This is a genomic window from Corynebacterium drakensteinense (genome assembly GCF_041224285.1).
Classification (GTDB): domain Bacteria; phylum Actinomycetota; class Actinomycetes; order Mycobacteriales; family Mycobacteriaceae; genus Corynebacterium.
Genome location: NZ_JAXOFP010000025.1, coordinates 1 through 14,820 on the forward strand (window position 1 = coordinate 1; position 14,820 = coordinate 14,820).

A 14,820-nucleotide genomic window follows, 5' to 3' on the forward strand; every position below is an offset into this window, starting at 1 on the left:
CCCTTCCGTAAAGCAGCCAGACCGATGTTACACACTAGCAAACATGAACACAAACCAGAACACTGTGTTGTTAATCACAACAACCGCGACCAGTTCACACCCACGCCAACCAGCGCACCAACCACAAACAGTCAGCACACATCAGCCATATGAAGTTAAATCATCACCACCACAAACCAACACAGAAAACACAAACACACTCAACCGATTCAGAAAAGAAGCACAAGCTTCCCACCAAAACGGTGATCATGTGAAGTTATTTTCTCTGTCAGCCCCTCGCGGCGACTTGGATAAGTTTAGGCGACATCTAAAGTTAACGCAAGTCGATTGTTGAACTGTTCTCTTGATGCAGGTCAAAGCTGGTTTTTTCGCTCAGCCATTTAATGTTTAACCGCGCTATAACTTGGCTATAACTTGCTTATAACTCGGCCTTAATTTGGCGCGCTTAGTTTTTTCGCGGTCTTCTCACGCCGATATTTCTGCTACCCCATCCGCTGGAGCCCATGGCACACAACGGAAGCTTGGTTGTGCGCCGGCGCAAGACCACACAGTCAATCCCAGCGCCATCACGCGAGGTTGTACACGAGGCAAAAAGAAATTTAATCTTACTGGCTTTAGCCTTGCTTGTTGCTGCTAAGACTCCAGTCTTATCGACTCACGTGAGGTATTCAGGCAAACTAGAGGAAGAAACTTATTAGGAACGAATATAGAAACGGATTTAGGAGACATGCTTGAACGCACAGTCGTGTACGTCGATACCTCTTATCTGCTCGCGAGCTTTTATAACTCGTGGGAGATCGGCGCCCGCGCGCAATTAGAAATTGATTTACCCGAAGTCGTCGCCGTCCTCGACGGGATGATCGCGAAACAATTAGGTCAACGTGTACACCGCCAAAACTGGTACGACGGAATACCGGATACCGGTCCGCATCGCTACCAACGTGCCTTGCGCACCTGTGAAGGCGTGCAACTGCGCACCGGACAATTGATTGAATGGGGCGAGCGCCGAACACAAAAAGCCGTGGATACACGCTTGGTCGCAGACATGGTGACTAGCGCTTGTAAGCAGCAGTTTACCGACATGGTATTAGTCTCCGGCGATGCGGACATGATTCCAGGTGTGCAGGAAGCAACGAACGCCGGCATCCGTGTCCATCTCTATGGCTTTGGTTGGGATTCCATGTCGGCTGCTCTTCGTCACGTGTGCGATACCACGACAATCCTTGACCCGCGCGAAGATTTCGCTGGCGCGATGGAACTGCAAGTATTGGAGGGCCCGCTTCCACCGACCATTCGCGAAAACCAGTCGCCGGAAATCGATGCCGAGACGGCAGAAGAAACGGGATCTGCAGCATCGTCTGCGGTTGCCGAAGCTCAGGAATCTCCGGAATCTGCGACGTCTGCTGAAACCACCGAGCAAGCACCCATGCCCTCCCGGCCGTCCCCATCAGTGCTGGCCGGTCGCCCGCAGAAATCAGGAGCGGAGCCACGCAAACCGGATAGCGATGAATTCGCCGAAACTAAAGACGCGCCGCTGGCACCCGACGATGTGGTCAACACACCTCCGCCTACTCCAGGCAACGAAGCAGCGAGCCCGAAAATCACGCCCGCGGCTCCGACGACACAGTCCGAGACCCCACCGGGAGAAGAACTAGACGACGAACCCGATCCTTCCGAAGTGGAAGCCGAATTACGCGCACACAGCCGTGCCGCTACAGGCGCGCACAGCGTCGATGCCACCAAGGTTTCTGCTCCAGAGGGTGCTTCCGCAGAAGGTGTCGCCGCCGAGCGTGCTTCCGCAGAGGGTGCTGCATCTGAAGGATTTGCCGCCGAAACTCGGGAAAAAGATTCCCCCGCGGAACCGGCCACTCCAAAGCCGACACCCCGCCCTTCCCCATCGATGATGGCACCGCGCCGAAAACTGCGTTCCCGGTACGTACCGTTGCCGGAAGAGGTATGGACCTCTGCTGGATTTCAGACGCCTTACGACGTCGGCCAACAGTATGCCCGCTGGTGGTACGACAACGCGGCTTCGACCGAACAGCGAGATAAGGCGCACTTATTGTCCGGTGGCGGGCTACCACCGGAGGTCGACCGGCCATTGCTGCAATTCGCCTGCGAAACCTTGCATGAATACACGCTGAGCGAAACGCAACGCGTGAAGCTTCGCGACGGATTCCATTCCGGAATCCGCGGCGTTTTACTTAACGATTCGCAGAATCACTAGCGTCATCGTTCTGCGAACCATCGGCGCCGTTGACGCGATCCTCTGAGCCGTCAGCGGTGTCCGAGTTGTCGCCGGTCAAAGCCTTCTTTTGGGCATCTGAACTCGGAGCCATCGAGGCCCGAATTTCATCCAATTTCGCGCTGGCCTTGATATCACGCGCAGAGGTATTCGCCGAGATTTCCGCCATCGCATCACTGGCGGAACTACGCGATAATTCCTGGGCGCCCAGCGCGTTGGCATAACGACGCTCAATCTTCTCACGCACACCATCGAGGCTCGGCGTGGAGTCATCACTACCAATTTGAGAGTTCATCGACTCCACCGCTTCGCTGGTCTTTTCTTGCACCTTCGTCTGATCGACCTGGTGCTCCAGACGGCGAACCTCGTTGAGCTGCTCTTCTAGACGCGCTTCCGACTTCTGCATTTCTGCCTTAGCCTGTTCTGCGGACTGCTTCGCAGAGCTGTACATCTCCTTGGTCTGCTCCAGCTCATTTTCTACGCCCACCAACTGCGCAGCAATCAACTCAGCAGTTTCGTTGAATCGCTCTGCCTTGTCGGCTTCGCCATTCTGCTCAGCTTTGTCCGCAGCCTGTAGCGCTTCACGTGCTTGCGATTGGTATTCTTCTTGGCTTTGCAGGAGACGGTTGAGCTGCATTTCCAGCTGCTTTTGATTGCCGATAACCTTTGATGCTTGCTCAGAGATTTCTCGATGCTGCTGTTTTGCAGCATCAGCAGCCTGTTTAATCTGCACTTTCGGGTCAGCGTGCTCGTCAATCTTGTTATCGAACGACGCCATCAAGTACTTCCAACCTTTGCTGATGGGGTTAGCCATAAAACATCCACTCCTTGCACTAAAGGCTTCTTGCTACCTTGCGTTCTTGCAGCCCATGATACGGAAATAAACTTTGGGTACACGAAAACCGGCTCGCCCTCCCGTCGAATGCGGGTGGTGCGAGCCGGTCAGGACGTGATTAGCGCAATGCTAGCGAAAGCAAAGCGCACACGTGCGCGAAAAAGTAGTAGCTACTACTAGGCACCGATGAGCTTGCGCATCAAGTTAGCGGCCTCAGTTGGGGTCTTGCCAACCTGGACGCCGGCAGCTTCCAAAGCCTGTTTCTTGGCTTCTGCGGTTCCGGAAGAACCAGAGACGATAGCGCCAGCGTGGCCCATGGTCTTACCTTCTGGAGCGGTGAAGCCGGCGATGTAGCCTACAACTGGCTTGGTGACGTGCTCCTTGATGTATTCTGCTGCGTATTCCTCAGCGTCACCACCAATTTCACCAATCATGATGATGGCTTCGGTCTCAGGATCGTTTTCGAATGCCTCGATGGCGTTGATGTGGGTGGTGCCGATAACTGGGTCACCGCCGATACCAACGCAGGAGGTGAATCCGATATCACGCAGTTCGTACATCATCTGGTAGGTCAAGGTACCGGACTTAGAAACCAAACCGATCTTGCCAGGGTTTGGAGCAGTCTCGGCAGGGATGATGCCCGCGTTCGACTTGCCCGGGGAGATCAGACCAGGGCAGTTTGGACCAATGATCCGGGTCTTGCCGCTCTTCAGTGCAGCAGCGTGAAATTCTGCGGTGTCCTTGACTGGAACGCCCTCGGTAATGACCACGACGAGTGGCATTTCTGCATCGATGGCTTCCTCAGCTGCAGCTTTGGTGAACTTGGCAGGAACGAAAATAACCGAGACGTTTGCGCCGGTTTCGTTCTTCGCGTCTTCGACGGAGCCGAAAACTGGAACAGTCTTGCCGCCGTCGAACTCTACCTGCTCGCCAGCCTTCTTCGGGTTCACACCACCAACGATGTTCGAGCCGGAGTTCAGCATACGCTGGGTGTGCTTCATGCCCTCAGAGCCAGTCATGCCCTGAACGATGATCTTCGAATCTGAATCGAGAAAAATAGACACTGTGTTTATGCCCCTTCCTTAAGCCTGGTCAGCCAGTTCGGCTGCGCGGCGTGCTGCTTCGTCCATGGTGCTTACCTGCTCAATGTGGTCCAGGCCAGCTTCGCTGAGGATCTTCCGTCCCAGTTCGGCGTTGTTGCCGTCCAAACGCACGACCATTGGCTTCGCCTTGATGCCCTGGTCAGCCAAGATCTTGTTGGCCTGTACGATGCCGTTAGCAACTTCGTCACAAGCAGTGATGCCACCAAAGACATTGACGAATACAGACTTCACCTGCTCGTCGCTGAAGATAACCTCCAGACCATTGGCCATGACGGACGCGTTTGCACCGCCTCCGATGTCCAGGAAGTTGGCTGGCTTCGGCTGCGAGGAGAATTCCTCACCAGCGTAGGCAGTCACGTCCAGAGTGGACATAACCAGACCAGCGCCGTTGCCGATCACGCCGACGCTGCCGTCCAGCTTGACGTAGTTGAGGTCCAGTTCCTTCGCGCGACGCTCCAGCGGGTCAGCTGCTGCGACGTCTTCCAGGTTGGCGTGGTCTTCGTGACGGAACAACGCGTTATCGTCAAGCGAGACCTTGCCATCCAGGGCGATGATGCGACCGTCGTCGGTCTTGACCAGTGGGTTGACCTCAACCAACTGAGCGTCTTCTTTTTCGTAAACTTCGTAGAGCTTACGGAAGACCGGAACCAGCTGTTCGGTTTCTTCGTCACTGAAGCCAGCTTCTTTTGCGATATCGCGAGCGATGTCGTTGGTCAGACCAGACAAAGGCGAGAAGTTCTTGCGCACCAGCTTTTCTGGCTGCTCAGCGGCGAGCGTTTCAATTTCTACGCCGCCTTCCTTCGAGCACATTGCCAGGTAACGGCGCTTGGTGCGGTCCAGCAGAATCGAGAAGTAGTACTCTTCTGCAATATCTGCACCTTCGGCAACCATGATGGTCTTCACGGTGTGGCCCTTAATGTCCAGGCCAAGGATTTCTTCTGCCTTCTCGGCAACCTCAGCCGGGCTCTTCGCCAGCTTCACACCGCCGGCTTTGCCGCGGCCACCAGTTTTGACCTGTGCCTTAACCACAAAGAGGTCCGAGTTAATCTTTTCGGCTGCCTTCTTTGCCTGCTCTGGGTTCTTTGCGACAATGCCCTGCAGCACAGGGACATCGTGTGCGCTGAACAAGTCACGAGCTTGGTACTCGTATAGATCCACGTTTGCTCCATTCCGAAAATCGAATTTCGTCTATCGCCGTACTCCAAAAATAATACGGAAATTTCGACGCCTTTTCAGTGATGTGCAACATATGGCGACCTGGGGGCACAACACGATGCCTGCAATGTCTCAATCAGCAGCCCACTAAGAGTTCGACTGCTGCTCGTTTTGCTCTGCGAGTTGCTTACGCACGTCGTCCATATCCAGGCCTTTAACCTGCTGCACAACGTCTTCCAGAGCAGCTGGAGGCAAGGCACCTGCTTCACGGAAGACCATGATCGAGTCGCGGAAAATCATCAACGTCGGAATCGACTGAATTTCCAATGCCGCTGCAATGCCTTGATTGTTATCGACATCCAGCTTGGCGTGCACGATGTCTTCGTGCTTTTCCGAAGACTTCTCAAAGGTCGGAGCAAACTGACGGCATGGTCCGCACCATTCCGCCCACGCGTCGACAATGACGATGTCATTATCCGCTACGGTCTTCTCAAACGTATCTTCGGTGATTTCTACGGTAGCCATAGGCCACATTCTCCTTTAACAGTCACATAGATGCAGTGCTTCTAGGGCACATCGTACAGATGACACAACAACAAGCTTGACGACGATATTCCCTCCGCGTTGCGTGACGCGTTGTGTGAGCGCTAAACACGGTGCACATAGTTGGCAAAGCGAGAGAATCGCAGTTGGTGCACGACCGTCACGGTATCGATCGGTCCACCACGGTGCTTCGCCAAGATAATGTCGGCTTCACCTTGGCGCGAATCATCGGCGTTTTGCGAGTCTGGACGGTACAACAGCATCACCATATCGGCGTCTTGCTCAAGCGAACCAGACTCACGCAAGTCAGCCAGTTGTGGCCGTTTGTCGGTACGCGCCTCCGGTCCACGGTTCAGCTGCGAAATCGCCACCACGGGCACTTCTAGCTCTTTTGCCAGCAGCTTCAGTTGGCGAGAAAACTCCGAGACCTCTTGCTGACGGGATTCCACACGCTTGCCGGAGCTCATCAACTGCAAATAGTCGAGAACCAAGAGGTCTAACCCGTGGTTTTGCTTCAGTTTCCGCGCTTTCGAACGAATCTCCATCATCGTCAAATTCGGTGAATCATCAATGAAGATCGGGGCGTTTTGCACCGCATCCAGCTTGTCTGTGAGTCGCTCCCATGCCCGTTCATCCATTTTGCCTGCCCGCATATCAGTCAACTGAATCTCGGCTTCCGCCGAAAGCAAGCGCATAACGATCTCGGAGGCCGACATCTCCAGTGAGAATACTGCGGAGGTCTTGCCATGTTCGATCGAACACGAGCGCATAAAGTCCAGCGCCAACGTGGACTTACCGACGCCGGGACGGGCCGCGACAATAATCATCTGCCCCGGATGCAACCCGTTGGTGACTTTATCTAGGTCGATAAAGCCCGTGGGCACACCGGATTGCAATCCTCCGACGCGCTCAAGAGCGGCTAATTCATCCACGGTGGGCTTAATAAGATCCCGCAGAGACTGGTAATCCTCGGACTTTCGTTTCTGCGCAACAGCAAATACTTCTTGCTGTGCGCGGTCGATAACCCCGGCGACCTCTTCGTCTTCGGTGCCAGCATATCCCAGCTGCACCACCCGGGTGCCGGCGTCGACAAGCTTGCGCAGCACTGCTTTTTCGGCGACCATCTCGGCGTAGTACAACGCATTGGCCGCCGTGGGTACCGAAGAAATCAAGGTGTGCAGATACACCGCCCCACCGGTGCGCTCCAGGTTGTTATAACGGTCAAGTCGCCCGGCTACGATCACCGGGTCGATGTGTTGTCCGTTGGAGAACAAATCCAAGATCGCCTCATAGATCAGGCTATGTGCGGGGTAATAGAAATCATCGGGATCGAGTTGTTCGATAACTTCCATCACCGTGTTGGGGCTCATCAGCATCGCACCGAGCACACCCTGTTCGGCCTCGCGGTCGTGCGGCGGTTGCCGCAGCTCCGAATACTGCTCTGCCCTGGGGTTCTGGAAGTTGCCGCGTCCGCCTTTTTTGCCTTTGCGGTAATTCGAATCATTTCCGGCAAAATTACCCTGCGAAAAACTAGCATCGGCGAAGCTATTATCCGAGACGCTAAAGTCGGCGTCGTATGGGTCGGGGACATCGAAGCTTGGCTCTTCCGGTGGTGGTTCCGGAAGCTGATAGTCGTCGGCAAAATTCTCGTTGGCTTCCGCGCTCATCTTTGTCTCCTCCGCTACAAAATGCTGCTTTGGAATATGCTACCGGTGGGTTCGGTGACAATCGCAGGTGGGCATGCGGTGCCGTGAAACCGCAGTAACCTGCAGATAACAAAACTCCCCATCCGAATGGCCCCTCACAGACCACTCGAATAGGGAGTACTTGTAATGCTGTTGTCGTTAACTTAAAGAGCTTCTCTAAGAATCTAGGAAGCAGAGACGACTGAGAAGTTAATCTTGCCCACTACGTCGGAGTGCAATTCAACTTCTGCCTGGTAGTTACCAGTCTTTTTCACCAATGCCTTTGGCAGGTTGATGATGCGCTTGTCCAGCTTCGGACCGCCAGCTTTGGCAACAGCCTCAGCGACGTCTTCTGCAGTAACCGAACCGAACAGCTTACCCTTCGACGAGGTCTTCACCTTGATGACGACGTCTTCGAGCGGCAACTTGTCCAGGGCTTCGCGGACCTCAACAGCGTGATCCAGGTCGCGGATCTCGCGCTGCTGCTGGGCACGACGAATGCCTTCGATGTTCTTCTCTGCTCCGGCGGTGGCTGGGATAGCCAGGCCACGCGGCAGCAAGTAATTGCGTCCGTAGCCGTTTTTAACCTCTACAACTTCGCCTGCGGCGCCGAGGTTCTCAACGGCAGCGGTGAGGATCAGTTTCATGATCCCTGCCTTTCGTTGTTTTGTTTGTTACACCTGCCATGACAATGGCGCGGGTGCAGCAGTTTTGCGGTGAATAAACGAGCTAAATCTTTAGAACGGAGGTTCGCTGTCTCCGCCGAATCCACCAGCAGGTGGGGCAGAATTCCACGGGTCATTATCCGGACCATTGTTGTTTGACTGGTTCGACTGGCTGGACTGGTTTCCGCCAAATCCGCCTTGCGAACCACCAGCAGGAGCACCGCCGCCAAAACCACCCTGGTTCGACTGGGCGTTTCCGCCACCGCCAAAGTTTCCGGAGCCGCCCTCACGCGAGTTCCGGTTGACTTGTGCAGAAGCGTATTTCAGCGACGGACCCACTTCGTCCACTTCGATTTCAAAGACAGTGCGGCTTTCGCCTTCTTTGGTTTGGAAGGAACGCTGACGCAAACGGCCGGTAACGATCAACCGCATGCCCTTCGACACCGATTCTGCAACGTTTTCGGCCATGTTGCGCCACGCGTTGCAGGTCAAAAACAGGGCTTCGCCGTCTTCCCACTGTTGCGTTTGCGCATTGTAGCGCCGCGGCGTGGAAGCGATACGGAAGTTAGCCACCGCCGCACCCGATGGGGTGAAGCGGAGTTCCGGGTCTGCAACGGCGTTGCCGACCACTGTGATGTTGGTATCTCCCTGTGCCATGTTTTCTCCTCAGTGCCTTCCCGGGATGCTGGTGTGTCTACGACCTCCAGTATCCGGATTTAGCTGTCGGTACGCAGAACCTTGGTACGCAGTACGGTATCGGAAAGGTTCAGACGCCGATCAAGCTCTTTAACCGAATCAGGTTCGCATTCCAGGTTGATGACGGCGTAGATGCCTTCAGAGTTCTTCTTGATTGGGTAAGACAAGCTGCGCTTGCCTACCACATCAACGTTTTCCACCTTGCCGTTATCCTTGCGGACAGTCTCGAGGAACTTATCCAGGGATGGGGCAACGGTGCGTTCATCCTGCTTAGCATCCAGAATGATCATTACTTCGTAGCGACGCACGGACCTCATCACCTCCTATGGTCTTGTAGTTTCGGCCATATCACCTTCGCGGATATGGCAGGAGGGTTCGTTGCGTCAAGCAACCCTCAAAGATTAGCGCACCCAGGGGCTATCCGCAATCACAACCCACCGATGGGTGGTGGAAGCTAGCCAGAGTTCGTGGTGGCGAAAAAGACCGCCAACATGGTGGGAATGACCGTCAAAAATAGCAATGCCACCAGCCCCAGCACCAGCGCTGGACGACGCGTCGTGCTGCGGTGGATAGACCAATAAGCCGCACCGATGCAGGTCAAACCAACAACGATAGAGACGACTCCAAAAATCACAATGAGGTTCATTCGCTCTCCTTAACTCGACGGTGCTCTCCTGGCTGCTGTTCACGCTGCTCCGGCGCCGCAACCGGCACCTGCAGGGGGCCTGCGAGCGGATCATAGCCATTATGCGCTTGATGCACCGCATCAACGCTGTGCCCCAGCATCTGGCGCACCACGCAAATAATCAGCACGACGATCATGCCGGTCCGCGCCAGCACCACAACGTCAAGCAATTCCGATGGTGCGCCGTTATTATCCACACCGTGCATGTGCCACATCAATACCGGCCACACCAGCATGTCTATGCTCATCCACGTCAGCAGCAGCCGCCAGCGCGGCAGAGCCAGCACCGCCGGGATCACCAACCACAGCGAGTATTGCGGCGACCATACCTTATTAAAGAGTAAAAACGCCGCGATGATGAGGAAAATAAGCTCCGCCATCCGTGGTTGGCGCTTGACGACGAGCCCCAGAATTGCAATCGCCACGCAGCTGGCAACAAAAAGCCCGAGGCTCACCAGGTTCAAAATCTCGGGAACCTCGGCACCATCGGGGTCGAAACCGTCGAAAGGCGTCAACCGCGCCGCAACCGCATACAGTGTTGTCCATTCCCAGCTGCGTGTGCTGTTGAGGCGGTTAAATTCTTGCCACGCCATTGGATACGCCAGCATCACCGGCAGGTTCACCACCAACCAGCTGACCGCCGCACTTGCCGTCGCCACAAACAACGCGCGGAACCGGCGCAAACGCAACGACAATACGATGATCGCGCCCAGGATGAACAAGGGCCACAATTTCGCGGCTGCGCCAAGACCAATCGCGATTCCTGCCCACACGGTGCGTCCCTGCGCAAAGCTCCACAGGGCGGCAACCGCGAAGAAAATTGCCAGAATATCCCAGTTGGTAAACGCATGGACCAGTACCAACGGGCTTGCCGCGACGAGAATGATATCCCAAATACGTCGACCAGCCAGCGCGCACGCCATGTACACCGTGGCCACCCACAACACCGCGAGCACCAGCACCGTTAAAACGAAATACCACCCTGCCATCGGCACCGGAACTAGATACTTGCTGATGGCTTCTACCGGTGGGTAGCTCACACGGGCTAGCCAACCCATCACTCCCTGGAAGTATCCAGTCAAAACCGGGTATTCCAGGTAACGGGTGAGATCATCTTCTTGCCACGAATAGGCGTAGGGAAAACCACCCGTATCGAGTCCCCGCCCGCCGAACAACGGCACAATGTCGTTGTAACAGGCAGAAACATAGGCACGGTTGCCAGACCAATTCAGATCAATCGCGCCAGAGTCCGGGTTGATGCTGCCCCGGGTGCAATGAGCTTTTGTGAGAAATCCCCCGGCAGCAAACATGATCGCCACGGAAATGATGACCTGCACCGGGTGGAACCAGCGCGACTGCGCCAGCCTCCCGTGCTGGTCTACGGGACCGCCAAGAAATTCAATGAACCGGCGCGCGACGGGTTCGGTTTCAGCAGGTGCGACCCACCTGCCCCGACGGTTCATTAGAACAGATTCTCCAGCTCGTTGATTGCATCTTCAATGGCTTCTCCCGGATTCGGGGCTGGCGCCTGACCGCCGCCTTGGCCACCACCCTGGTTGCCACCTTGACCGCCCTGGTTGCCGCGTTGGCCTGGGCCACCATTCTGGCCACCACCTTGGCCGGGACGCCCGCCGGGTGCTGTCTGCCCGCCCGGCTGTGCACCTTCACCCTCAGCGCCTTCCGGTGCTTCCGGGTCATCATTGTCGTTTTCGTCGTCATCTGCCGGGGCAACAGAACTAGGAGCGCCGCTACCACTGGAACCAGAACCACTCGAGGTGCTTGGGCTTGGCGGAACGTAGGATTCAATCAGGTTTGAACCAGATCCACCGTAAGTCCGCCACCGCACTGGCGCCGGGCTAGCGAATTGGGTTTGCTCGCGGCCTTCGAGCGCGCGGTCCAACGAGTCCTTCCAGATCGCGCCCGGCGTGTTAGCACCGTACATATTGCCGCCGTATTGGTTGAAGATCGCCGAGGTGTTATCCGCGGTTCCGACCCACACTGCGGTAGACAGTTCTGGAGTGCCGCCGACCATCCAGGCATCTTTGTTCAAGCCGGTATCACCAAGCTGCGCGGTACCAGTTTTGCTTGCCGACGGCCGGCCGCCCGCTAGCACTTGGCCGGCGTGAGCAGCAACGGGCTGCATCGCTTGGATAACGTTATCAGCCACGGTCTCGGAAACGCGTCGTTCCGGCTTGTGGTCATTGTGTTCGTAGAGCACTTCACCGCGTGAGGTCTCCACGCGAGAAACGAAGTGTGGATCGTTGTACACGCCGTGGTTGGTCAACGTCGCCATCACGGTGGCCATATCAATCACGCGCGACTGGTACTGCCCCAGCACGATGCCTTCATAAGGCTGCTCGCCGTTTTCAGTCAGAGTTTCTTCCACGCCAGGGAATGTTTTCGCCACGCCTAGTGCGTGCCCCATGTCTGCAGTGTCTTGCGTGCCGTTGACCAAATCATCCTGCAACCGGATAAACGAGGTGTTGTAGGAGTATTCGAGCGCGGTCGCAATCGAGCACACGCCACATCCATTGCCATCCCAGTTGGTTACTTCTATACCTCCGGGCAGGGTCACCGGCGTCGAAGCGTAGTTGGCTCCCAATGGGATGCCTTGTTGCAAGGCGGCGGCCAGCCCCACGATCTTGAAGGTCGAACCGGTTTGCAATCCGGCAGACGCATAATCCCAGCCGGAGGCTTCCTCGCCACCGTAATAGGCGCGCACGGCGCCGGTGGCTGGTTCGATAGTGGCAACAGCAGACCGGGCGTCTTCTTGCAGGCCAGCCATGTTCTCTTCCACTGACTGCAGCACGGCGTCTTGCACATGCTGATCAATGGTGGTGGTGATTTGCAGACCACGGTTGGTCACATCATCTTCGGTGATGCCCAGAGTTGCGAGTTCTTCGATGACCTTGTTCTTGATGTGCCCGTTGGGGCCGGTGGCCTCGGTATAAGCGGAATATTCCGCTGGGTCACGAGTTTCTGGATACAGCATGCCGCTACGTTGTTCTGCTGGCATCAGCCCCATTTCGACCAGGCCATCCAGCACGTAGTTCCAGCGGCCTTCGGCCTGTTCTGGGTTATTCCATGGGTCCAGTTGGTTCGGCACCTGGATGGTTGCCGCCAACACAGCGGCCTCTTCAATCGTCAGCTCCGTGGCTGGTTTGTTGAAGTATGCCGTCGCGGCTGCTTCGATGCCGTAGGCATTGCGGCCGAAATACACGGTGTTGAGATAGGACTCGAGAATTTGGTCCTTTTCCCACTCATTGGTCATCTTGATCGAGTGCACCAGCTCGTTCCATTTGCGGACATACGAGTGATCATCACCGACGATGACATTTTTCACGTACTGCTGGGTGATAGTGGAACCACCACCAGCGCTGACGTCTCCGGTGAGCTGCCCCCAGGCAGCGCGCAGGAAGCCCGAAACCGAAAATCCGCTGTTATCCCAAAAATCCCGGTCTTCGGCAGCCAGGACTGCATTCGACACGTAGTCCGGCAGGTCTTCCAAAGAAACGAAGGTGCGGTTACCTTCTGGTGGAACCAACCGGGCAAGCTCCGTACTGCCGTCGGCAGCATAAATATGCGAGACCTGAGCGGTGGTGACCTCACCAGGCTCTGGGGTATCAGCATCGACGTATGCAATCGCAAAAATCATGCCGGGGATTGCCAAAATTGCGACGAAGATGATCGCGAGCGTGATCCAAATCTTCTGGCGCCGGGTGCGCGGCTGCCGGGCGTCGTCGGTGTCAGTCTGGGAGTTCTCAGTCACCGTCAAACCTCTGTCATTGCCTTGTGGAAATATCTCTACAAAGAATACGGGGTGTATCTCAATGGTGAAAGTCCAAACTTTGCCATGGGAAAACTCAACCTGGCCGTATGAACTAATTTCACCCGCACACCACCCCTTCCGTCGCCAAGCATGAGCGCACATGCGCTAGCCAATCTTGATCGATCCACCTGCTGCCTCTTGATCGATTCACCAGCGTTCCAGCGCGGCTGCGCCACGATGAGCGGTTTAATCTGGTCTGGCTAATAACGTGCCCACACCGGGTTGAGCACAACGGCCCATCTCATGCGGCGCCAACCAAACCGGTCCAAGTAAAGGAGCAACTATGTCCAAAGTTCGTGTGGCTATCGCAGGAGTCGGCAACTGCGCGACGTCGCTGGTGCAAGGCGTGGAGTTTTACCGCGACGCAGACGTCAACGAGAAAATCCCTGGCCTCATGCACACCCAGCTGGGTGATTACCACGTGGGCGATGTGGAATTCGTCGCCGCTTTTGACGTCGATGCCGCCAAGGTCGGCACCGATCTTGCCGACGCCCTCGACGCTTCACTGAATTGCACCATCCGCATCGCTGATGTCCCCCACACCGGGGTCACCGTCCAGCGTGGCCCGACCCTCGACGGACTGGGCATGCACTACCAGGCATCCATCGAAGAATCTGCCGAAGAGCCAGTCGATGTCGCCCAGGCACTGCGCGATGCACGCGTCGACGTGTTGGTTTCTTATCTGCCCGTCGGTTCCGAAGAAGCCGATAAGTTCTATGCGCAGGCTGCGATCGATGCCGGCTGCGCCTTCGTCAACGCGTTGCCAGTTTTTATTGCTTCCGATCCGGAATGGGCCCAGAAGTTTACGGACGCGGGGCTGCCGATCGTCGGCGACGACATCAAATCGCAAGTGGGTGCAACCATCACCCACCGCGTGATGGCGAAACTGTTTGAAGATCGCGGCGTACGTTTGGATCGCACGATGCAGCTGAACGTGGGTGGGAACATGGACTTTAAGAACATGCTCGACCGCGATCGGCTGGAATCGAAGAAGCTCTCAAAAACCCAAGCTGTGACCTCTAACCTGCAGAAGGGTCCGCTGGCGGGCCTCAAGTCTGGCCGCAACGTGCACATCGGCCCGTCTGATTATGTGGAGTGGCTCGATGACCGCAAATGGGCCTACGTACGCCTGGAAGGCTCTGCCTTTGGCGAGGTTCCATTGAATCTGGAATACAAACTCGAAGTCTGGGATTCACCCAATTCTGCGGGTATCATCATCGACGCCGTGCGAGTGGCTAAAATCGCTTTGGATAGGAAAGTGGCTGGCCCTGTGCACGCCGCATCGTCCTACCTGATGAAATCCCCACCGGTTCAGCTTGCCGACGATGAGGCTTCGGCCGAGCTAGAAGCATTCATCACAGAAAGTGACTAAGCTATCA

13 protein-coding genes are annotated in these 14,820 nt (G+C 56.0%); 2 read left to right on the top strand and 11 right to left on the bottom strand.

Going from position 1 to position 14,820, the window contains the following annotated elements:
* Positions 1 to 727 precede the first annotated feature (727 nt).
* Positions 728 to 2,227 carry an NYN domain-containing protein gene (locus U1140_RS10625; protein WP_369847784.1) on the top strand — a complete coding sequence of 500 codons (1,500 nt, stop codon included), beginning with the start codon at positions 728 to 730 and terminating at the stop codon, positions 2,225 to 2,227.
* On the opposite strand, the gene U1140_RS10630 is transcribed toward U1140_RS10625, so the two are convergent.
* The 11 genes from U1140_RS10630 to U1140_RS10680 all read right to left on the bottom strand — a co-directional run bounded on the left by U1140_RS10630 (position 2,205) and on the right by U1140_RS10680 (position 13,381).
* Positions 2,205 to 3,059 (bottom strand): PspA/IM30 family protein, encoded by an 855-nt coding sequence (locus tag U1140_RS10630; protein ID WP_369847787.1) that lies wholly within the window; start codon positions 3,057 to 3,059, stop codon positions 2,205 to 2,207. The two genes, U1140_RS10625 and U1140_RS10630, sit on opposite strands and share 23 nt — an antisense overlap.
* A 197-nt stretch (positions 3,060 to 3,256) precedes the next feature.
* Complete coding sequence (sucD, locus tag U1140_RS10635) at positions 3,257 to 4,144, bottom strand: succinate--CoA ligase subunit alpha (RefSeq protein WP_369847790.1); 888 nt, start codon at positions 4,142 to 4,144, stop codon at positions 3,257 to 3,259.
* A gap of 18 nt (positions 4,145 to 4,162) precedes the next feature.
* Positions 4,163 to 5,341 carry an ADP-forming succinate--CoA ligase subunit beta gene (gene sucC / locus U1140_RS10640; protein WP_369847792.1) on the bottom strand — a complete coding sequence of 393 codons (1,179 nt, stop codon included), beginning with the start codon at positions 5,339 to 5,341 and terminating at the stop codon, positions 4,163 to 4,165.
* 144 nt (positions 5,342 to 5,485) lie between these two features.
* Entirely contained in the window at positions 5,486 to 5,863 is a 378-nt protein-coding gene (trxA, locus tag U1140_RS10645; RefSeq protein WP_369847794.1) for a thioredoxin, read from the bottom strand.
* A gap of 122 nt (positions 5,864 to 5,985) precedes the next feature.
* The gene (dnaB, locus tag U1140_RS10650; protein ID WP_369847796.1) at positions 5,986 to 7,548 is read right to left on the bottom strand and encodes a replicative DNA helicase; all 1,563 of its coding nucleotides are present in this window, start codon (positions 7,546 to 7,548) and stop codon (positions 5,986 to 5,988) included.
* A gap of 203 nt (positions 7,549 to 7,751) precedes the next feature.
* Complete coding sequence (gene rplI / locus U1140_RS10655; RefSeq protein ID WP_369847798.1) at positions 7,752 to 8,213, bottom strand: 50S ribosomal protein L9; 462 nt, start codon at positions 8,211 to 8,213, stop codon at positions 7,752 to 7,754.
* A gap of 90 nt (positions 8,214 to 8,303) precedes the next feature.
* Entirely contained in the window at positions 8,304 to 8,888 is a 585-nt protein-coding gene (locus U1140_RS10660) for a single-stranded DNA-binding protein (RefSeq protein WP_369847800.1), read from the bottom strand.
* A gap of 59 nt (positions 8,889 to 8,947) precedes the next feature.
* Positions 8,948 to 9,235 (bottom strand): 30S ribosomal protein S6, encoded by a 288-nt coding sequence (gene rpsF, locus U1140_RS10665; protein ID WP_369847829.1) that lies wholly within the window; start codon positions 9,233 to 9,235, stop codon positions 8,948 to 8,950.
* A gap of 146 nt (positions 9,236 to 9,381) precedes the next feature.
* Complete coding sequence (locus tag U1140_RS10670; protein ID WP_369847802.1) at positions 9,382 to 9,573, bottom strand: hypothetical protein; 192 nt, start codon at positions 9,571 to 9,573, stop codon at positions 9,382 to 9,384.
* Positions 9,570 to 11,075, bottom strand: a complete 1,506-nt coding sequence (locus U1140_RS10675; protein ID WP_369847804.1) for a glycosyltransferase family 87 protein — start codon at positions 11,073 to 11,075, stop codon at positions 9,570 to 9,572. Before U1140_RS10675 ends, U1140_RS10670 begins: the two co-directional genes overlap by 4 nt.
* The gene (locus tag U1140_RS10680) at positions 11,075 to 13,381 is read right to left on the bottom strand and encodes a transglycosylase domain-containing protein (protein ID WP_369847806.1); all 2,307 of its coding nucleotides are present in this window, start codon (positions 13,379 to 13,381) and stop codon (positions 11,075 to 11,077) included. Before U1140_RS10680 ends, U1140_RS10675 begins: the two co-directional genes overlap by 1 nt.
* Before the next feature lie 343 nt (positions 13,382 to 13,724).
* Between U1140_RS10680 and U1140_RS10685 the strand changes: the two genes are divergently transcribed.
* Positions 13,725 to 14,813 carry an inositol-3-phosphate synthase gene (locus U1140_RS10685; protein WP_369847809.1) on the top strand — a complete coding sequence of 363 codons (1,089 nt, stop codon included), beginning with the start codon at positions 13,725 to 13,727 and terminating at the stop codon, positions 14,811 to 14,813.
* Positions 14,814 to 14,820: the final 7 nt, after the last annotated feature.